At 47.7% G+C, this 22434-nt stretch carries 14 protein-coding genes; 1 reads left to right on the top strand and 13 read right to left on the bottom strand.

What is annotated here, in order from left to right:
- Positions 1 to 169: 169 nt before the first annotated feature.
- The 3 genes from PTQ21_RS15990 to yicI all read right to left on the bottom strand — a co-directional run bounded on the left by PTQ21_RS15990 (position 170) and on the right by yicI (position 6574).
- Positions 170 to 3082: a glycoside hydrolase family 3 C-terminal domain-containing protein gene (locus PTQ21_RS15990; RefSeq protein ID WP_274570424.1), complete on the bottom strand. Its 2913-nt coding sequence runs from the start codon at positions 3080 to 3082 to the stop codon at positions 170 to 172.
- Between the two features lie 15 nt (positions 3083 to 3097).
- Positions 3098 to 4114: a phosphotransferase family protein gene (locus PTQ21_RS15985; protein WP_274570423.1), complete on the bottom strand. Its 1017-nt coding sequence runs from the start codon at positions 4112 to 4114 to the stop codon at positions 3098 to 3100.
- A gap of 141 nt (positions 4115 to 4255) precedes the next feature.
- Entirely contained in the window at positions 4256 to 6574 is a 2319-nt protein-coding gene (yicI, locus tag PTQ21_RS15980) for an alpha-xylosidase (RefSeq protein ID WP_274570422.1), read from the bottom strand.
- A gap of 172 nt (positions 6575 to 6746) precedes the next feature.
- Between yicI and PTQ21_RS15975 the strand changes: the two genes are divergently transcribed.
- Positions 6747 to 7661 (top strand): AraC family transcriptional regulator, encoded by a 915-nt coding sequence (locus PTQ21_RS15975; RefSeq protein ID WP_072732347.1) that lies wholly within the window; start codon positions 6747 to 6749, stop codon positions 7659 to 7661.
- A gap of 154 nt (positions 7662 to 7815) precedes the next feature.
- Here PTQ21_RS15975 and PTQ21_RS15970 read toward each other — a convergent pair whose 3' ends face one another.
- The 10 genes from PTQ21_RS15970 to PTQ21_RS15925 form a co-directional block, all read right to left on the bottom strand.
- The gene (locus tag PTQ21_RS15970) at positions 7816 to 8688 is read right to left on the bottom strand and encodes a hypothetical protein (RefSeq protein ID WP_274570421.1); all 873 of its coding nucleotides are present in this window, start codon (positions 8686 to 8688) and stop codon (positions 7816 to 7818) included.
- Positions 8689 to 9124: 436 nt separating this feature from the next.
- Positions 9125 to 10981 (bottom strand): adenine deaminase, encoded by a 1857-nt coding sequence (locus PTQ21_RS15965; RefSeq protein ID WP_079694801.1) that lies wholly within the window; start codon positions 10979 to 10981, stop codon positions 9125 to 9127.
- Positions 10982 to 11313: 332 nt separating this feature from the next.
- Positions 11314 to 13689, bottom strand: a complete 2376-nt coding sequence (helD, locus tag PTQ21_RS15960; protein WP_274570420.1) for an RNA polymerase recycling motor HelD — start codon at positions 13687 to 13689, stop codon at positions 11314 to 11316.
- A gap of 240 nt (positions 13690 to 13929) precedes the next feature.
- Positions 13930 to 14391 (bottom strand): hypothetical protein, encoded by a 462-nt coding sequence (locus tag PTQ21_RS15955; protein WP_072732343.1) that lies wholly within the window; start codon positions 14389 to 14391, stop codon positions 13930 to 13932.
- A 141-nt stretch (positions 14392 to 14532) separates the two neighbouring features.
- Positions 14533 to 15600 (bottom strand): FUSC family protein, encoded by a 1068-nt coding sequence (locus PTQ21_RS15950; RefSeq protein ID WP_063564722.1) that lies wholly within the window; start codon positions 15598 to 15600, stop codon positions 14533 to 14535.
- A gap of 257 nt (positions 15601 to 15857) precedes the next feature.
- Positions 15858 to 16583, bottom strand: coding sequence for an HD domain-containing protein (locus PTQ21_RS15945; RefSeq protein WP_072732342.1), 726 nt, complete (start codon positions 16581 to 16583; stop codon positions 15858 to 15860).
- Between the two features lies 1 nt (position 16584).
- Positions 16585 to 18024 carry an NAD-dependent malic enzyme gene (locus tag PTQ21_RS15940; protein WP_274570419.1) on the bottom strand — a complete coding sequence of 480 codons (1440 nt, stop codon included), beginning with the start codon at positions 18022 to 18024 and terminating at the stop codon, positions 16585 to 16587.
- Positions 18025 to 18305: 281 nt separating this feature from the next.
- Entirely contained in the window at positions 18306 to 20378 is a 2073-nt protein-coding gene (locus PTQ21_RS15935) for a beta-galactosidase (RefSeq protein ID WP_274570418.1), read from the bottom strand.
- 34 nt (positions 20379 to 20412) lie between these two features.
- Positions 20413 to 21522 (bottom strand): glycoside hydrolase family 53 protein, encoded by a 1110-nt coding sequence (locus tag PTQ21_RS15930; RefSeq protein ID WP_274570417.1) that lies wholly within the window; start codon positions 21520 to 21522, stop codon positions 20413 to 20415.
- Positions 21523 to 21554: 32 nt separating this feature from the next.
- Positions 21555 to 22433, bottom strand: coding sequence for a carbohydrate ABC transporter permease (locus PTQ21_RS15925; RefSeq protein WP_064639146.1), 879 nt, complete (start codon positions 22431 to 22433; stop codon positions 21555 to 21557).
- Position 22434: the final 1 nt, after the last annotated feature.

Here is a 22434-nt window from a genome sequence, read left to right as displayed (position 1 = left end):
CACCTTTACAGAATCAGAAAACAACAACGTTATTGTGGGTTGTTCTGCAGTTGAATATACGGCCTATGTAAAAAAGGTCACTGGGGATAACAGCGCAAAAAGGCTGTCGCACTAAATTCAGTGCCAGGACAGCCTTTTGGCCATGCATTATGAAGATCAACAAATCAACTTATTTCAACACAAATTGCTGAAGGGCTGCACCGCCCCTGAAAACAATGCAGAGCTGGTCAATCTCACGCTCTCCCTTCAGGGAAAAGCGAACTGTGCTCCACTGAAGATTCTTCCCGTTGACTGTTCCAGCGGGACCAGGAACGACACAAGTGCCGAGCAGTGGGCCTTCCGGACCTTCCGCCCGAATCTCCAATTCGCCACCCTCTCCGAAGGCTGCCACCCGACCCTCAAACGCACTAGCTTGCCGGAAAACATTGTCGTGGAATGAAATCCAGGAAGAACGACCTTCATGATACAGCGGTTCGCCTGAAGCAATGGCTCGGACGGCTGAACGCCCTTCCAGACACTCATCCAACAGAACGCCTGCATATGCATCGTAATTTTCCGCAAATGTAGGCAGATTCAGCGCGCGTGCAGGAATAGTTTCACCCTCGATGAGAATTTCTGCGGTCTGACGAATATCTGCTGAGGAACGTCCAGCCATGATCGACCAGGCGGCGGATTCAAGACAATATTTGTCTCGAGTTACATCCCAGAAGGCCAGTTTTTGAACAGGAATTTCGAAAGATAGAGTTTCCACGGCGCCAGAAGCAAGATGAATGCGTCGGAAAGCGATCAACTGACGTTGTGGTCGCTTCACCCGTGAAGTTTGGGCGTGCCCGTACACCTGCACCACTTCATCGCTGGCACGTGCCCCTTTGTTCTCGACCTGCACTTCAATCTTCAGCACATCATCTCCAGAAGATCCCTGTGCCCGCTCCACTCGAATCGCCTTATACTCAAATTCCGAATAGGTTAATCCATGACCAAAGGGATACAGGACTGGACCTTCATGATACATATAGGTTGTACCGTTATGAATAATGTCGTAATCCATGATGTCAGGCAGCTGTGATTCATCCTCATACCATGTCATATTCAGTCTACCAGCAGGAGCATAATTACCGAGCAGAACATCCGTAACCGCATTCCCCAATTCTTGGCCTGCATGCGTCAGGTATACGATTGCCGGAGCCACGTCTTTTAACTCTTGCAGTGCAAATGGATAACTGCCAACAATGACAACGACCGTATTCGGGTTCACTTGGCAGACTTCTCTTACCAGTCGGGCCTGCTCAGGCGGAAGCAGCAGACTTGGGCGATCGATCTCCTCTTTGCCGTTAATATATGGACTATTACCTACAACAACGATAGAAACGTCACTATTCTGAGCAGCTTTTTTCGCCTGCTCTATTCCGTTAGCAACAATGTCCAGCTTGAACACAGGAGGTTTCTGCTTCCCTTCTACGGCATCCGGGTTACCAGATGAACTCAAGTCCTCGTCTTTTTGTTCCGGCGTTGGGGACAGCACCAGTTGCCCCTGATGTTCATCCAGCCTCAGTGGCAGTCCGTTCCACGTACGCAACGTGCTGGTTCCATCCGCTTGTGAATCAATCTGTACCACTTCCTTGACGAACCAGCCACCAATCTCCGGCGCATTCGCCTGATAGATGCCCTGTTCGGTTAACGAAACATAGCGATTATTTTTCACACTGCGAAGCGTATGACTTCCCCAGCCCAAGTCCTGATGGATGAACTCAGCGGCCTCCGCACTACCTTCCGGCACGGCTACAAGCTTTCCTTCAGCACCGAGCGTGATCACCTTTCCATCGGCTGTCTTCAGGCTGATGCGATCATTCCCATCTGCAAAAGATATTTCAGCTCCAGCAAGCTGCTTGCGTAGTCCTTCCAAAACGGTAACACGATAAGGCAGTGTGCCGCTATACCAATCGGTATAGACCACATCCGCGAGGGGACCGATTACGCTAACCTTCTGTAATCTTTCCGATTGGAGAGGAAGCAGTCCGTCATTTTTGAGTAAAACGATAGACTCGGCTGCTGCTCTATAACTTAATTTGGCATGTTCAGGCGCACACAATACAGATTCCGATATTGAAGCATACGGGTTAAGTCCCGTCTGATCCAGTTGTCCAAGCCGCATCCGCACGCCAAAAATATTACGAATGGCCCGGTCAAGATCCTCGACCTCCAGCAAGTTACGCTCAAGCGCCTCTTCCAAGGCAGATACTACCAAGTCAACCTCGTCCGTCAGACAGTCCACACCTGCCTTTATAGCCCCTGCTGCCGATTCCGCATGCATAGCATGATAACCGTGATAATTGACCGTCTGGGACAAATCTCCCCCGTCACACACGATAAATCCAGGCATAGCCCACTCACCCTTGACCACATCATTCACATATGGACTTTCAATAGCGGGTGTGCCGTTGATCGAATTGTAGGCTGTCATCATGGAAAAGGCCCCGCCTTCTACGAAAGGCGTCTCGAATGCTTTTAAATAATATTCACGCAAGTTCCGCGGATCGATGCTGGATGAACAATTCAACCGATCCTTCTCGTTATTGTTGGCAAAAAAGTGCTTCAACGTCGCTACCATTTTAAGATAGAAAGAATGATTACCCTGCATACCCTTCACAAGAGCTGCCGACATTTCACCTGTCAGTACGGGGTCCTCACCATATCCTTCTTCCGTTCTCCCCCAACGGGGATCACGTTCCAGATCGACAGTTGGCGCCCATAAGGTCAAGCCGTGACGCTCCGGTGCACGATGGTGGTATGCTCTGGCTTCATCTCCGATGACGGAACCAATTTCGCGCATGAGCTTGGTATTCCAGGTGCTCGACAGACCGAGCGGCTGCGGGAAAACGGTAGCCTCACCTATCCAGGCAACCCCGTGAGCCGCTTCGCCTCCCACATTGTAACCGGGTATTCCCAATCGGGGTACTGCGGCTTCGCGTGTAGGAATTAATCGGATTTTCTCCTCCGTTGTCAGACGCGCAATCAAGTCATTCAATCGTTCTTCCAATGGTAATGCTGCGTCCCACATCGGATATTGCATATACTCTTTCATACTAAACCCTCCTTCTTATTCGTTAAGTTTGAGTCCCTTCCATTCTTTCAATAGATCCAGTGTACGCTCACGATACTTCTCTCCTGCCTCCGGCTGATCCACCTGATGTTCATGCACATATGCGTTAAAGTAAGAGGAAAGTATGCGATAGGCAAGAAGGCGTGCCTGTCCCTTATCGGACATATCCTGTGGCCGGCCATAACCTTCATGAAAACCAGCTGATGATTCTGTCGATAAAATCGCCTCAAACGCCCTGTCCGCAAACATGGAACGATCCCCATCAATGATGGCGGCTATGTTTAGCTGCCCGTTCTCCTCATGAACAAGCACGTTGGCTTCCCACAGATCATTATGAACAAGAACCGGAACAGTCACCTGATCAAATAAATCCTTATTGGTTATGAACATATCTGCGATTTCTTCTCCCACACCTGGCATATACCCGGCTTGTGAAGCTTTGAGTGCCGTCTCTTCTGCAAAAGAGTGTAGCACCTCGGACCAATGATCCGAGCCTTTAATCGTCCCATTCCCTTGCGGCCAGCCAAACGATGCACCCTCAATCTGATGCATGACAGCGGTATAAGCGCCGAGCTGATGATATAATCGCTCTTTATCTGACTCCGAGATCGATGGATGATCCAATTGCTTACTGGGGATAAACTCCATAAACATGTAGGTTCTCGGAATGATCGATCCACTGTCATTACAGGCAATAATGTTTGGAGCGGGAATGCCTGCTTTACGGTAATATTCATAAACGACAGGTTCAGCAGACATCATCGTCCGTTCAAATGAAAATAACGGATCTCCAGCAGAGCCCAATGGCAATTCTACACGCTCTGGAGCCAAACGTAAGATCACATCCGTGTACGACGCATGTTCAAGCTGAATTCGATACGTTGTATTAAAAAGTCCACCCTGTAAAAGTGCAAAACTCTTCACAATGGTAGCGGTTCCAAAAGTGTTTTCTACCAACTGATGCAGCATCTCTGCTGTAATGGTTTGGTGTAAACCTGAATTCGTTGTACTCATTTGATATAATCCCCTATCTTTATCTGTCGCTAGCAACTAAATGATACTACCATTTCTTTGTTAGAACCATACTTCCATGGCACGACAGTAGACAAACAGACGGCACCTTGCGGTACCGTCCTTCTGTTCATCCAATAAACATTACAGTTGAATTGTAAGCGAGCTAGCACCTGCTGCTGCCGTAACGACAACACCATTTGCACCAGACATTTGGGAACCACCCTCTACGCCGGATACACTCTCAATGCCACGCAGCACGAGATTCCATGGTTTGCCTGCACCTTCAGCACGAACTTCCAGAACAGAACCGTTACGTGATACGTTAACAACCAGCTCCTGCTCACCACTTTGGTTTACAACCACCGCTTGAGCGGAGTTGCTGTCAGCCAGTTCGAACAAGTGAAGGGACACATTGTCCGCAAAGTCATAATCCGGTTTGCTATCCACAGCACCAACAGCAATCAGGCTGTTTGGCTTAACCATCATTGGCAGTGTTTTGAAGTCATGGTTTTCGCTAATCCAACGTCCACCTTCAACTTTGGCACCTGTCAGATAGTTGGTCCATGTACCTTCAGGCAGGTAATAACGAACATCACCCTCCTTGTTGAAGATTGGAGCCACCAGAATCGAATCACCAAACATGTATTGTGTATCCAGGCTATATGTTGTTGGATCCTCTGGGAAATCAAGCAGCATAGCGCGCATCATTGGAATACCTTTTACAGTCGACTCGACCGCAGAATTGTAAAGATACGGCATCAGGCTGATTTTGAGTTTGGTAAAGTCACGAACAACGTCCACGGATTCCTCGTCAAACAGCCAAGGCACACGATACGAAGTGCTTCCGTGTAGGCGGCTGTGAGAAGATAAAAGTCCGAATTGTACCCAGCGTTTGTATACGTCAGGGGTCGCTGTACTTTCAAAGCCGCTAATATCATGGCTCCAGAATCCGAAACCGGAAAGTCCAAGTGAGAGGCCGCCTCGAAGTGATTCAGCCATGGATTCATAAGTAGAAGAGCAATCTCCGCCCCAGTGAACCGGGAACTGTTGACCACCTGCTGTTGCAGAGCGTGCAAACAGGGCAGCCTCGTTTTTGCCAATCTTATCTTCCAGCAATTCAAATACAGCTTTGTTATAGAGCTGTGTATAATAGTTGTGCATTTTAACCGGATCAGAGCCATCGAAGTACACGACATCTGTCGGAATTCTTTCACCGAAGTCTGTTTTGAATGAATCAACACCTTGATCAAGCAGGACTTCCAGCTTGCTCTTATACCAATTAACAGCATCTGGGTTCGTGAAATCAACCAGTGCCATTCCTGCTTGCCACAAATCCCATTGCCATACGCTGCCATCCGCTGTTTTTACCAGATAACCGTTCTCCATACCTTCATCGAACAAGTAGGATTTTTCTGCAATGTATGGATTGATCCACGCGCAGATTTTGAGTCCTTTTTCTTTCAGACGTGCAAGCATACCTTCCGGATCTGGGAACATCGCTTCATCCCATACGAAATCAGACCATTGGTATTCCTTCATCCAGAAGCAGTCAAAATGGAATACAGAAAGCGGAAGATCACGTTCAGCCATGCCATCTACGAAATGGTTAACCGTTGCTTCATCATAATCCGTTGTGAATGATGTTGTCAGCCACAGACCAAACGTCCATGCCGGTGGAAGCGCTGGTTTACCTGTTAATTTCGTATAATTATCAAGTACATCCTTTGGATTGTCCCCACCGATAATGAAGTATTCCAAAGTCTCGCCTTCTACGCTGAACTGCACTTTAGATACATTCTCAGATGCAATCTCATACGATACGCGTTCAGGATGGTTTACAAATACGCCATATCCTTTGTTGGACAAGTAGAAAGGAATATTCTTATAGGACTGCTCACTGCTTGTACCGCCGTCCTCATTCCAAGTGTCCACCACTTGGCCATTCTTAACAAACGGCGTAAAGCGCTCACCAAGTCCGTAAACGTATTCACCAATGCCGAGATCAAGCTGCTCGCGGAAGTACGCTTCCTTACTTGGACCTGTAATATAACCAGCCGCTCTTTGACCGCTACCTGTAATCCGTTTTCCTCCATACAGGAAGCTGACGTCCCAACCGTTCGTTTTGTCGATTTGAACTTCCAGATTGCCGCTTTTCAAAACAGCGCCTTGTTCATTTTTCGAGATGTCTACTTTCACATCTTGATGGTTAAGCTCAAATTCAGGCCCTTTTTTCACTCTGCCCTTATGGTGATTCAAGGTTACGCGAATAACGTTAGGCATAGGGGAGCTGTATGTTGCTTTAAGTAATGTACCGTTCAACGTGTCGCCTTTGGTACGAATATATTTAGTAGCCGCATGTACGGTTAAAGAATCCTCTTTTTGCACAATATCACGAATGTCAGTCGGGTTTTGAACGTGGTACCCTTCACGAGTCATCCAGAATCCATCAGTAAATTTCATGTTTTCTTTCCCCCTTCGGTTATACTATAATAATATTGACATTAATAACGAATTTCTTCTCATATTTTGACCAAATATATCACGATTCTGATATTTCATATCCGATTCTTTATAAACACCACCAATCTATGGGAACGTTTACATTAATAATGATGCAAAAGGAGATTCTCATATGGAACGTGAACGATTACGGGAAGACCGGATTCACGGCAATGCCATGTATCCAGTCAGTGTGTACCCGGATATTCAACAATTGAATGGCGACAGCATTCTCGATTGCCATTGGCATGACGAGATGGAGTTCACCATGGTGACTCAGGGCAGTGCTGTTTTTCAAATTGATATGAATACGGTAGAGGTTCAGGCGGGAGAAGCCATCTTTATTAATCGGGGGGAAATTCACGCAGGCTACCTGAAAGGCGATGTCCCCTGTGTTTTTTCATCCATTGTATTTAATCCGGAGCTGTTAGGCAGTCGGACGTTTGATGCCGTACAGGAGAAGTTCATTGGCCCGCTAGTGCATAAAACAGTTCTTCCCCCTTACCATATCCAAACCGATGAAGCGTGGGGGCAAGAAATCATTTTTCATTTGAAACGAATTTTCGCCGATCATGCCACTGGCACACCAACCTGCGAGATGACAACCAAAGCTTACCTCTATTTAATATTTGCACAAATGTTTGAACATATGAGACCTGCTGCACTCAAAGGGACCGTTCCGTCAGGCAGCCACGATAAAGTGGAGCGCCTGAAATCAGTTCTAAGCTATATTCACAATCGTTACCCCGAACCACTCAAGTTAAAAGAACTGGCAGATGAGGCCAACATGAGCGAAGGACATTTTTGCCGCTTTTTCAAACAGATGGTGCAGAAAAGTCCGGTCGACTATATCAACTATTATCGCATCCAGCAGGCCTGTGTTCAGCTTGAGAATACCGATCACAAAATTGTGGATATTGCCATGGACGTTGGGTTCGAGCATTTGAGCTACTTCATTACAACATTCAAGAAACACAAGAATATTACCCCGTCCCAATATCGCAAAATGTTTTATGAGAAAGTGGCGATGGAACCTGCACTGGTCTAAGCTTAAACTCCTATCCGGTGCGGTACTCAGCACATTGAATTGACGATTGTTCAATGCTCTCCACTTATATTTCAGATAGAAGATGCAAAGAAGGTGCTACAACCTGTTCGGTCGTAAGCACCTTCTTTATCATTCTGATGAATGGAACTCCATTTTACTTTTTCAAAGTCTCCCATGAGCTGTACTCATGCACAGAGAATCCGTTAAAGGACGAGTGCACACTTGCCATTTTCTCGACCAGCTTAAGCTGTGCCTCCATATACGCTGTACCCTCTTCATAAAAGGTAATAAAATCGCCTTCCTTGCTTTGCTTGGTCTCCACGGCGATCGATACCGTTTTACCCAAAAGTGACGCTTCCTCAAGCTCATCCTTCGCTACATTATAGATGGCCGCAGCGGTATCCCGGTAAGCCATAATGGTAATTGAGTCAAACTTGCGGATCATCCAGCTGCTTACATTCATCGTGGAACCCGGAATTTTATAACCATCCAGCCAGAAAGGCAGGTCAGCGGCAACAGGCATCTTCATCCGTGCGGCCCGATCGACAATGTATTGAACGTTCCCCTGCCACTGCGTAATCACACTGGCTTGATTGGTTTTCCACTCTGGATGTACATGAGGTTCAATGTCCAAATGGATGCCGGCAAACTTCTCATTGGGCTCTACTTGATTTTGATACGCTTCAACCCAGTCCAGAAAATCTGCAATTTGATCCCGGCTCTCCGTCAGTCCCCAAGCAGGTCTTCCATCCATAACGTCTACGGCAATATTTTTCTCTCTGGCCCTACGAATAAAATCCGTATAGTACGGAAGCTTTACATCCCGATTCATTTGTAGGTAGATCGTATTGATTTTGTTCGTTGTGGCAAACTTCAGCACTAGCTGAGGGTTACTTTGAATCTGCGTCGTGTCCCATACCCAGGTTGCTCTTACGGTTCCCTGTACCGTTCCATGGATGGTTTCATAACTGTCGACTGAGCCAAGTGCAGTGGCCTTGCAAACATAAGTATTCCCTACAAACAGCATGAAACAACTGATTAACAAGATGAATTGGTATCTTCTTTTGCTTTTCATATTTGTACACTCCCTTTGATGTTATGCAGCTCTATCGTGCAAATCTCGATGAAATTCTGTCGTTTTATATTCATTCATTGGATACGATTTCGATGTACGACTATTTACATTGCTTTTATATGCAACATCATCTCTTAGACTCACGACGAAAGAATCATATAACATTATTTCGGGTATTCACACTTCTGTATTTATAGTTCTAAAGTCTCATTTATGAAAAACTTTTTAATTTAAGCCTAATTCCACCCCAACATGGGTCATTTTTGCATATGTACAACAGACGACTCAAGACCTAGTAAGCGTTTTCCTATGAAAATAAAAAAGGCCGCCCAAAGGCGACCTACACTTCTCTTCCCATTTCAAGGAAGAATGGACACGCTATTATTCGTTAATTACCAGCTGGAGCAGCCGGTGTATTCTCCACCATCTCATCAAACAGGGATACCAGCTCAATGCCTTCTGCCGAAATGCGTACCAGTCCTTTATCAGACAAACGCAATTCCGGAATAACAACAAGTGCCAACAGAGATAGCGTCATAAACGCATTATTTAACGTACAGCCCGCAGACTGTAACGCTTCACTGACAGCCGCAGATTGAGCTGCTACCACTTCAAAAGATTCCGTGGACATCAAGCCTGCAATGCGCAGCGGGAATTCAGTCACACCAGAGGCAGTCACGACAGCTACGCCGCCCTGCATTCCAATGACCCGGTTGCCCGCTTCAGCCATCAATGCGTCATCATTCCCGATAATGAGCAGATTGTGGCTGTCATGCGCAACGGTCATCGCAATGGCCGCAGGACCTGTGAAGCCTATGCCCCCAACAAGAGCAACGGCGCGATTGCCCGTTTGTTTGTGACGCTCCAGCACTGCAATTTTGCAGATTTCACCTGATGTTGAAACGACGACATTGCCATGTTCCACCGTGACATTAACATGCTTCTCCTTGGTATCCACATGATTCTCCGTCACATGAATGACTTTCGCTCCAATCGTACCTTCGGTAATCGGCGCAGACAGCTCCATATCCTTCGGCTGGATGTTGGCTTCCAGTTTCACGGTGTTCAGCGCCTCTTCCGGATATGTGAAGCTGTCCCAGACCGCTGTCATTTTTCCGTTCTCTGCCACGATATGCCCTGCGGCAATCGTCATGCCTACACGGACATCAGCCAAGCGTCCATCCAGCAAAATAATGTCGGCGATATTCCCCGGAATAACCGCACCAATATCGCGTGCTACACCGAAACGTTCAGCCGTATTAATCGTTGCCATCTGGAAAGCGGTAACCGGCTTCACCCCTTGAGAAATGGCCAAACGCACAACAAAGTCCATATGGCCTTCTTTGAGCAGCGATTCTGAACTTCGGTCATCAGTCACCAGCATCATGCGACGTGTATCCAGGCCAAGCTCTGTGCAGGCTTTGATCGTTTCCGCAACGTCATGCCAAGCAGAGCCCTGACGCATTTTGGCGTACATACCAAGCCGCAGGCGTTCCACCACATCTTCCTTCGTAACACATTCATGATCCCCCGTAACGCCGCTTGCTGCGTAGGCTGGCAGACGCCAGTCATCCGCTGCCCAGGTGAAGTGACCATCTGCCACCTTGCCCGCTCGGAGCGTCGCCTGAATCTCACCGATCATCGTCTCGTCCCCGTACACGACCCCAGGGAAGTTCATCACTTCTCCGAGACCAATCATATCCGGACCCCAGGAGAGAGCTTCCGCCACTTCTTCCGGTCCAATATAAGCGCCTGTTGTCTCCAGTCCAGGATGTGTGGAAGGAACACAGGAAGCCACCTGCATATAAGCAGCCATTGGCGTCGTCCGTGCTTCATCCAGCATCAATCGCAGACCTTTGAGTCCAAGCACATTGGAGATCTCATGCGGGTCAAAGAACCCTCCCGTTGTACCGGAAGGTAGAACAGCTCTCGCAAACTCCGTTACTTTCATTTGTGTACTTTCAATGTGACAGTGCCCATCCAGCAATCCGGGAGCAATGTATTTGCCTTCAGCCTCAATGATGCGTGTATTCTCTCCAATTGTATGGCTTACATCTTTACCAACATATGCAATCCGGGCTCCCTGTACCGCTACAGACATGCCCGGCAAAATTTCACCCGAAACCACATTAACCAGCGTTCCGCCCCTAATGACCAAGGTAGCAGGCAAGTCTCCCCGTGCTGTTGCCACCAGATCCGGTACGCAATCCGCCATTAATGGGCGTTCAAAAGATGGTGTGTTCATGTTGCTGCCTCCTTCATTAAATAAACGATCCAAAAAAAATAGATTGTTACGATTATATGAGTCTCGCCGTCATGTGTAAAGAAAATTCACACCTATTGTACATGAACACAAAGGATGGATCATTTTTTATCCATGAAACCTAATCCGCCTGATCTCATATCAGAAGAGATGAAATATACTATGTCCAATTATGTCCAGTGATCTACTCCATACTTCTCACACCAAAGACCATCCCCATGGAGCTTCTTATTCCCCACATCGTATTCCGCAATACACAGAAAGACTCCCGTCCCATCGAACGGAAGCCTTCTTCATGAACCTGAAAGACGAAGTCAATCGGCCTGAGCCGCAGACACCTTGCCCATATCATACAATTCCTCGGACTGGGACGTAATGAATGGGCTCGGTTTACCCATGCAATAGACATGCAGTAAATGCATTGCACGGGTACATGCCGTATAGAACAGCTTACGTTCATGTTCCTGCGCATATTGCGATGCAGATCCGTCATAGATCAGAACGGCATCAAACTCCACACCTTTGGCCAGATACGCCGGGATGACATGCACACCCCGTTCAAAGGCAAGTGTTGTTTTCTTGATCAGTTTCGGTGCCGCAGGCAGTACTTTGCTTAACGCCTCATGAATGTCCTTGCTCTCTTCCGCGGTTTTGCAGATGACCGCAACTGATTCATACCCTTCCTGAATCAGATGCTTGAGATCGGCTGTAATAACATCCAGATGCTCCTGTTCATTGGAAGAAACGATCACTTTCGGCTTCTCCCCGCCTCGGTTAAATGGAACGATCTCTTCTCCACCGGGAACCATGCCGCGTGTAAACTCCACGATCTCCTGTGTTGAACGATAACTTCTCGTCAGCTCGATCACTTCCGTATTTTCCGGTCCATACAGGTTAGTCAGCGGTCCCGTACCACTCAATACCGAAGAGTGTGCATAGATAGCTTGATTAAAATCTCCAAGTGCGGTGATTTTCGATCTCGGGAACAATCTTTTCATAAAGGCCAGCTGGAAGGCAGAATAATCCTGCGCCTCGTCAATGATCACATGGCGGATATTGGAGTTAATATGAAAACCAAGCAGCAACTCACGCAGATACAAATAAGGTGTGATATCCTCATAGGCCAGCTCCTGTACTTTCAGTCTGCGAAGTGTCATCTCACTAATCTCTTCCCAATGGGAAGGCAGTTCTTCCTCTCCCAACAGGCGAACCATCTGGGCCCGGTCGTTGAATAAGTGCGCGTACAGTTGACGGACATCGACAAAACGTAGCGATTTGATCCATTTGCGTAAAGGCTTGAGCCGATCACTGACCACCATCCGGGCAAGGATCTCCCGTTCCTGCTGGAAATCATCGAACGTGTCCGACTTCCCTTTTTGCTTTCGCTTGAGGCGCTGATAGGCCCGCTGCAGATCTTCCGGCTCCATCAGATCCATTTGTTGATCTACCCAAGGGGCTTCCAATTCACCTTTGCCAAAGGCCGATAACTCTTTTAGCATCCAGTCCCGCAGGATTTCCAATCGATTCACCAGTTTGACGGATGGCTCGAAGCTATAGAATTTCTCCGCCATGGCCTCAGCTGTAACCACAGCCCGTCCCTGGAAACGAACCGGCTTGAACTTCATGCCTTCCGACATCATGCTGTCCTTATAACGTGTTATCACCTTCAGGAAAGATTCGGATGACTTGAATCGAATGCCGGACATGCGTGCTTCATACTGAGGATCTTCTGTTCCGGTCAGTACATATTCAAGCTGAATGAATGGGTCTTCCAGCTGATATTCACGACCCAGACGGCGTTCCAGATACTCCTGGAAGGTCGTTTGCAGCATATTTTCCTCCCCAAGCTCAGGTAGTACGGTAGAAACATAACTGTTGAACATTGGGTTTGGCGAAAAAAGGACCATCTGATCCGCTTGCAGATGCTCGCGGTATTTATAGAGAAGATACGCCACACGCTGGAGTGCAGCGGATGTTTTACCACTGCCAGCAGCTCCCTGAACGATCAGCATGCGAGTCCGGTCATTACGGATAATCCGATTCTGCTCCTTCTGGATGGTCGCCACAATGCTTTTCATCTGTGCATCCGAGGTTCGACTGAGAACGGCCTGTAACAGTTCGTCCCCAATCGTAACTCCGGTGTCGAACATAAAACGGATACGTCCGTCCCGAATAACAAACTGCCGCTTCATCTCAATATCGCCACGGATCTCACCACTCGGTGTATGATACGTGACCGGACCTGGCGCACCATCGTAATACAGGTTCGATATGGGTGCACGCCAGTCATAGACAAGGAAGGACTCCTCCTTCTCATCCAGCAATGATGCGATCCCCAGATAGATTCGTTCTGCTTTCGGATAGCCACTTTCCTTAAAATCAATGCGTCCAAAATACGGTGAATGATGCAGCCGTTTCATTTTGTCCAGCGCTGCTGCCGTATTCAGATGACTGCGCTCCCGATCCGATAGAACCTGTGATTGCTGCCTCATACTGGTGGAGGTCTCACCCACGTCATCCGCTTCGCTGAAGTTCATGGTGACTTCGTCCCAGAAATCTTTTCTCATCCCCACAACTTCGTCCCTGAAGGAACCTACCTCTTTTTCTAGGATGTCGATTTTCCGATCAATCTGTTCTGTTACAATGTTGACCCGCTGTTGCTCCTCGCTCCATTGCTGGTCTGTACTCATATATTAATACGCCCCTCTTTCCCCGGATTGTGTCCTCAAAAGCCCATTTGACAAGCCCGAAAAGGCTATGGTATAATTAATTAGAAAGTAAACATTTTTATTTTATGTTAATTAGTTCTAATTTTCTGAAAACCATTTTTTATTGTACCAGTGACAACGTCCCGATGCAAGCGGAGGCGTTTTTTGTTGTCTTCATTCTATTATTACCCTCAAATTGGTTGAATATAGAACGCTCCTATACTATTGTCGTAATTCTTCAATGGTCTCTCTCCAGCGTGTGATGGCCCCAGACTCATCTTTTAACTGAAATGTTATCCCTGAAGTAATCTCCGCATAAGGTGCATGATCTACACGAACGTTTAACACCTTAGCCTCGAAACGATCTCTCGGATGCACAGCTTCCATGAGTTGTGGCAGTGAAGTCACATCTAGACGAATAGATAACAAGCATTTCTGATGAACAGCAATCAAGGTAGCCTTGCCTGTTCGACTCATATTCATACTTGTCTGTGTTCCCGGCCATAAAGCCAGTCTCAGCAGGTTGGGCGTGACGGCAATAACTTCCCCCATACTGATCATCGCCTGATGTGGCCAGCCATCTTCGGACACAGTCAGTAATTGCATCGCTTCGTGCTGCTTCTGCTCCAGATCCTGTCCATTGAACCACTGCGTCCATTTAGGGTCAAGCTGTGTTAAATTCATACGTATCTACCTCGGTTCGATTGAGTTGGTTGCGCAAGGTTTGCGCTATGTATGACAAAACAACCCGGACACGCTGTCCGGGCTGGTTGTGGTTCCATTGTATATGATGAAACCACATCACCGCAAACTGTACTACCATGTTTACGGCCATTTAAGCCAATTCAGAATTTTATCCTGTGACTCCTTGTCTTCACTGGCACTATGCACATGTTCGGCAAGCCGGTTCAATCGTTCCAGCTGATAGCCATAGTCATAGATCGCGGCAGCTACGATGGACAGTCTCAGCATCCCTTCCTGATCAATATCAAACTGGGAAATGGCCTGCTCCATGAAGCGATCATTATCCAAAATGAACTGTGCCGCCTCTTCCCCGTTCGGTTTCAGCTTATCCTCGAATTTGAGCAGCGCATGTTCATGGAATTTGATGACAAGCTCCAGATGTGTATCAAAGAACTGATCCATTTCCGGTGTTCGCGATGCCTGGAAATAATGGCGTTCTACCGAATCCAGCACATCGAATCCTTTTTGCAGACTCAGCAGCATCTGTTTGTATACGACCATCTGCCGGGTCTCGCTGAATGTGGAACGTTTCATCTTCTTCTGTTCTTCTTCAAACAAATTATATTTATCTGACAAAGATTTAATGGAACCGCCCAGATTATTTTTCTCATCCCGGAACACCACTTCCTTAATCTCATCCGAGATCGATGTCCGCAGCAGCAGTGACATGCCACTGAACACACTCTGAATCTGTTTCACGAACTGAATCTTCGGCTTGGGTGGAAATACGGTAATATTAATAAGAAAAGCAGATACAATGCCGACAAGTGTCAGCAGGAAACGGTTCAATGCAAAATGCCAGTCACCCGACGCTTCCATAATTGATACAACGGTTACCAGCGTCAGGCCAACCGTTTCGCCCATATTCAATTTAAGACAAATCATAATAACCAGCACAATAATTAACCCGACGGCGATGGGCTCATTGGACAGCACCATGCCTCCCAGCAGGGCCACAATTGCCCCAAGTGTGGTGGTCTGCAGCTGATCCAGGAAATACTTCCAGGAACGATAAATGGATGGCTGCATCGCAAAGATGGCCGCAATTGCGGCGGGAACGGGAGATTGCGGGTTCAGGAACATGCTGCTAAGGTACAGGGCCAGCGTGACCGCAATCCCTGTCTTAAGTACACGTGCACCAAATGACATGGTGACCCCTCCTCTTTTTCGAAACTGATTTCATTCGTTGGATGATCATTATCATTATTACCCCATATTTCTTTTTTTGCCCGAAATCAATTCAGGAGAACGATTTATTGTATCATGGAAGCCTTTGGGTTACCATGCCCTGTATCCTGTTGATGAGTTAAATTCCATTCCCTACTACTTCTATGTACACAAAACAATACCCCACACTCCACTCTCGGAAGTAGGGGGTATTGTATGTTTAACTCAAACGGAGAAAGTTATGAAAACCTTCCTTCCCATTCACGCTTGAACTGCTCCACAAACTGCACCATAAAGTCATGACGCTGCTCTGCCAGTTCCTTGCCATAGGACGTATTCATCAGATCTTTTAGCTTAAACAGCTTTTCGTAAAAGTGATTGATCGTTGTACTGCGTCCATTCCGGTATTCCTCCCGCGTCATCTGCTCTCGTGGCGGAAGGGCGGGATCATACATCTCACGACCTCTCGCGCCGGCAAAAGCAAACGTACGCGCAATACCAATAGCGCCCAGCGCATCCAGGCGATCCGCATCCTGCACCACCTGGGCTTCCAGGGATGAGACGGCAGGTCGCTGCCCTCCTGCATAGGAAATGGAACTAATGATGCGTACCACAGCTTCCCGTGTACCCGCTTCAAGCGGCTGGGTATCCAGCCATGCATTCAGCTTCGCCATTCCGGCTTCAAGACTTTCGTTAAGCTTCTCATCCGGCACATCATGAAGCAATGCAGCGAGTTCACAGATAAAGGGATCGGCACCCATACGGTGTGCAAGCTCGACCGCAAGTGCGGTCACCCGCTCGATATGCGGCCAGTCATGACCATCCGTATGTGCGGCCGCATCTCCCTGTACAAAAGCACGAGCCGCCCGAAGAATAGCCTCTCCTGTTAACGTTCCATCAACCTGATCCCCATGCCCTAATTGTTGCGTGTGTAGGTTCAGATGTTGAGGGGAATTCTCTTGCATCTTACACGTCCCCGCCTTCGCGAGTTTGTTCACGCGGTATACGTCTTGCCACACCCGTTTTGACCGCTGCTTCAATCACGCGATTGCGCATCGATTTGACGATTTTATCGTTAAACACACTCGGAATAATATAATAGCGGGTGCGCTCTTCATCGGAAATGGCTGAAGCAATCGCCTGAGCTGCTGCGAGCTTCATCTCTTCATTAATCTGACTGGCACGGCAATCCAGAACGGCTCTGAACATACCTGGGAAACACAATACGTTATTGATCTGATTCGGATAATCTGAGCGACCTGTCGCCATGACAGCCACGATGTCTTCCACCACAGACGGCATAATCTCCGGTACAGGATTCGCCATGGCGAAAACAATTGGATCGGCGGCCATGGTTTGCACATCTTCACGGGTTAACAGGTTACCGCGCGACAGACCGATGAAGACATCTGCTCCGCGAATCACGTCACGAAGTGAACCTGTCTCCAGTTCCGGATTGGTACGAGCCGCATAGTCGCTCCATACTTCATTTTCATAGGTATTCGTCCGTACCAGCGCACCATCACGATCCACCCCGACAACCCGACTCGCACCCGCGGACAGCAGAATATTACTGCATGCCACACCTGCTGCACCGATACCACAGACGACAATTTTTACATCCGTGATGGATTTACCAACCAGCTTGAGCCCATTGATCAGACCTGCATACAACACAACTGCTGTACCGTGCTGGTCATCATGAAATACCGGGATGTCCAGTTCCTCATTCAGGCGACGCTCAATTTCGAAGCAACGTGGTGAAGAAATATCCTCTAGGTTAATCCCGCCAAACGCTGGTGAGATCGCTTTCACAGTTCGAATGATTTCCTCGGTATCCTGTGTATCCAGGCAGATCGGGAAAGCGTCCACTCCTGCAAACTGTTTGAACAACATCGCTTTACCTTCCATGACTGGCATCGCGGCACGTGGTCCAATGTTGCCAAGGCCAAGCACGGCACTACCATCGGATACTACGGCAACCGTATTCCGCTTGATTGTCAGCGAAAATGCCTTTCCAGGCTCTTCTGATATAGCCGAACATACCCGGGCCACATCCGGTGTATATACACGTGACAGGTCTTCACGGTTATGAATCGGGACCTTCGGCGTAACTTCGATCTTGCCGCCCAAGTGCAGCAGGAACGTCCGGTCCGATACGTTTATGATGGATGCTCCTTTAAGCTGGCGCACCCCTTCTATAATTTTGCTATTATCTTGTGCATCCGTTACAGCGACAGTTAAGTCGCGCACACTTACATCCTGATTGGTCGAAATTACGTCGATGGCGATAATGTCTCCGCCAGCTTCCGAGATGGCCGAGGCCACTTCACCAAACTTGATGTCTTTTGTTGTCATTTCCAGCCGAATAATAAAGCTGTTACCGTCTAAATTCCTTTGATTCATTCCAATTCCTCCCAGACTGAAAGTCATGAGTTGCAATGTTACCTGTTTGTCTTCGCTGCGCGGACACGTTTATCCTTTATCTTGCCCAAAAAAAGTGCTCAGTGTGATCTAAATACGACAAAAAGGGCCACCCTCTCCGTCTGATCGAGACGTTAAGGGTGGCCCTTCTGCACACTATATAAGTTAAACTAAAGAATATTTACACTTGCCACTCCGATGATAGAACAACCTTCCGATCGCTGTTATCCCTACATTTTTCAGCCAAATGAGTAACAAATATATTATTTACGCTCAGCCGCTCTGCGCAGTACTCGGATATCATATGGTTGCAAATCCAGGCTGCCCTCTACAGCATCATCACTCAGCAGATCACGATAGGACTGGTTGTCCAGTTGTACTTGCTTCGTCTCCGGTGTGTAGTTCTGCACAAATACATAATCCGCTGTGCCATCTGTACGAATGTGTGCCGTAACTCCAGCAGGAAGCTGAGTTTCAAGAGCACGCTCTATACCCAGATCAGCGATTAGACTGCCATAGAAATCATCGTAAAATGGAGCTTTGAAACGTGTAGCCATATAATAGGCTTTACCTGAACCAAGACGATTAACGGTCAAAGCAGGCCGTCCGGCATAGAAGTCGGAGCGATATGTCGCCAGAGCTTCTGCACCTTCCAGATGAATCAGGTCACATAATTCGAAAGCATCATATTCGGCATTCAGTTGAAGCTCATTATCCTTCACAGGCACAACCCCATTCAGATCACGGTCATGCAAGCCGTCGATCTCTTCTGACCAGATCCCTAGTGTCTTGCGAAGCGGTCCAGGGAATCCTCCAAGGAAGCACAGATCATTCTCATTTACGATACCTGACCAATACGTGGCCACAAATGTACCGCCATTTTCCACGAATCGCTCAATGCGTTCGCCCACGCCTTCACGTACCAGATAGAGCATAGGTGCGATGAGCAGTTTGTACTTGGAGAGATCAGCGTCCATGTCGATGACATCCACAGGCACACCTTTTTTCCAAAAGGCATCATAATGCCATTCGACCGTCTGCTCGTACTTCACTCCGATGTTACGCGGCCCTTGGGAATCCTTTACTGCCCAGCGGTTTTCCCAGTCGAAGATGATGGCAACCTCAGCCGGAACGGACGTTCCAACCACCGCCTGCATTCCTTCTAGTGCTGCTCCTACGTCAGTTACATCCTGGAACACGCGGGTATGTTCATGACCAACATGATCTACAACCGCTCCATGAAGCTTTTCACTGGAACCCCGACTCTTCCTCCACTGGAAGTACTGTACACTGTCCGAGCCGTGTGCTACTGCTTGCAGAGATGCCAGCAAATGCATACCCGGACGTTTCAATTTGCTGGTCTCTTGCCAGTTAGTTGAGCTTGGTGTGCTCTCCATCAATAGAAACGGCTGCCCGCCCTTGATGGAACGAACGATATCATGCATCATCGCCACTCTGGATGCCAGTGTATCTTCTTCGTCCGCATCATGCCATGTCGGATAACTGTCCCATGACAGAAAATCCAGAATGTCAGCGAATTTCCAGTAGTTCAATCCTTCATAAAACTCCATCAGGTTGGTCGTTACCGGCAGTTCGGGATTTTTGGCCTTAAGCGGTTTCGTTTCGTGCACGATAAAATCAGCGGTCTGATCGGTGACAAACCTGCGCCAGTCCAGATTCATCGCATGGACCTGTGTCTCTCCATGCGGGGCAGGAGACTCCACTTGTTTCCAGTCTGTCACGGTATGGCTCCAGAATGTCGTCCACCAAGAGTGATTCAACTCGTCCAGTGTGCCGTATTTGTTTTTCACCCAGCCGCGAAAAGCATCCTGACAATAATCACAGTGGCAATCCCCGCCAAATTCATTGGAAATGTGCCAGCCAATTACTGCCGGATGATCCGAGTAACGTTCTGCAAGTTTTGTATTGATTGCAGTAACCTTCTCTCGGTATACCGGAGATGTGTAACAATGGTTGTGACGGAAGCCATGCAGGTTGCGAACCCGATTGGCCCCAACACGCAACACTTCTGGATACTTGGCCGACATCCAGGCAGGTCTAGCACCGCTTGGGGTAGCCAGAAATGCATAAATTCCATTGGCCGCAAAACGATCCAGCACTTGATCCAGCCATTCAAACGTGTACACGCCTTCCTCCGGTTCAAGGGATACCCATGAGAAGATGCCAATGGACATCACATTACATTTGGCAAGCTTCATCAATCGGATATCTTCCTCAAGGACTTCAGGATAGCGTAGCCATTGCTCCGGGTTATAATCTGCACCATGTAACATATGAGGTGCTTTGGAACTCACAGGTGGATATTTGTATGTCATGCTGACAACTCCTTATTCATTTCATTTTAATTATCTATTTGATCAATGCAGCACTCGGCTGCTCATCCAATGTAGTGTCATTTTCCTCTCCAGCCTTCAGCGCTGAAAACGATTGCAACTTCTGACCCTTGAAGTCAAACATCGTCAGGTTGCCCCAGTTATTCGGATGTCCAACAGACCACTCTTCCTTGCTAGGAATCCAGGCAGGCTCCCAGTAATAGAATCCCGCTCCTAGACCTCCGGGAACCTCACGAATAATCTGCAGCAAATCCTTCAGATAACGTGTCTGTCCTTCCACACTTGCCGGATACCCGGGCAGCAACAGTTCTTCCTGATTCAGAATCCACTCGTGACCTTCAGGCTGCTCCAATGTCCAAGGATAAGCGGTTTCAACAACATTGATTGGTTTGCCGTAGCGTTCAGCCAAGTCATGCAGATTATCCCGCAGTGCATCCAGTGTTCCATGCCACCAAGGGTAATATGAGAGCCCAATGATATCGAACTCCACACCTAGCGCCTCAAACCGATCATAGAACTTGCGACTCTCCGCATTATCACCACCGCGGTCTATATGAATCATAATTTTGATTTCCGAATCAACGGATTTAACAGCAGCGATGCCATACTTCACAAGTCCAGCAAAACGATCCCACTGTTCATCGGTATCATGCTCTTCCCCACCAACACGTCCTTCATCCCATAACATGCCAGGTGTTATTTCGTTCCCCACCTGCACCATGTCCGGCAATGCATCATGCTCCTTGAGTGTTCTCAGCACATCCGCCGTATAGGTACATACCTCGCGTTGTAGTTCCTCATAGGACAGCTTCTCCCATGCCTTCGGCTTCCATTGATTGGCTGGATCAGCCCAGCGATCCGAATAATGAAAATCCAGCAAAAATTGTAATCCTTGTTCCTTGATCCGTTTGGCTACCGCTACCGTCCGCTCCAGATTACAGAATCCGCCTACAGGATCATTCCAGATTCGCAACCGGATTGCATTGGCATCACCCAGCTTGAGAAGGGTCAGCAAGTCCGCCTGCTGCCCATGCTCATCACGATAGCTCCCACCATGCTGCTCAATTTCATCCATAAATGACACATCCATTCCGAGAACGAATGCCTCTTCCTTTAAATTGCTCACTTCATCAACCTCCGTTTAATTTAGATGCAGATTCAGCCTTTAACTGAACCCAAGGTCATACCTTTGACAAAGAAGCGCTGCAGGAATGGATACACAATGAGGATTGGCGCACTTCCAATAAAAATTTGTGCCGCTCTTACTGTGGTTTGAGAAATGGTTTCCATCTCTTTAGGGTTCATGGCCATCGTACTCATATCACGTTTGATAATTACGGTCTGCATGAAAGTGGCCAGCGGATAATCCTTGGCATTGTTCATGTAGAGCAATCCGTCAAACCATGAGTTCCAGTGAAACACCATGCTGAACAATGCAATCGTTGCGATAGATGGCATGGAAATCGGCAGGAAGATACTGAACAACGTTCTGAAGTGATTGGCTCCATCCATCAGCGCCGCTTCCTCAAGCTCTTTCGGAATACCCCGGAAGAAGTTTAGCATCAGAATAACGAGGAAGGTGTTAACCGCTCCCGGAAGCACCAGCACCCAGAAGGAATCCATCAGGCCGATCTTCTGGATGACCATATAGAAGGGAACGAGTCCCCCATTGAAGATCATACTAAAAACAAAAATCCATGAATAGACGGTTCTTCCTTTAAATTCATTATTTTCTTTCGACAACGGGTACGCTGCCAAAAAGGTGATCAGCAACGTAATTCCCGTACCAATGACTGTCCGAAGCAAGGAAATCCAGAGAGAGTTTAGGAAAATCGGGTTATTCATCGTTTTTTTGTATGCTTCAAGTGAGAACCCTACCGGCCAGAGGTTAACGAGATTGGCATCTGCGGCAGCCTTGTTACTGAAGGATACAGCCAGAACGTGAATCATCGGTACAATACACATAATGGCAACCAAAATGAGAAAACAAATATTGATGACATTGAACACGCGATAAGGCGTTGATTTATGATACATC

Origin of the sequence: Paenibacillus marchantiae (assembly GCF_028771845.1) — a bacterium.
In the GTDB taxonomy this organism is placed as follows: domain Bacteria; phylum Bacillota; class Bacilli; order Paenibacillales; family Paenibacillaceae; genus Paenibacillus; species Paenibacillus marchantiae.
The sequence above is the reverse complement of the archived record's forward strand: the minus strand, read 5'-3'. Positions and strand labels throughout refer to the sequence as shown.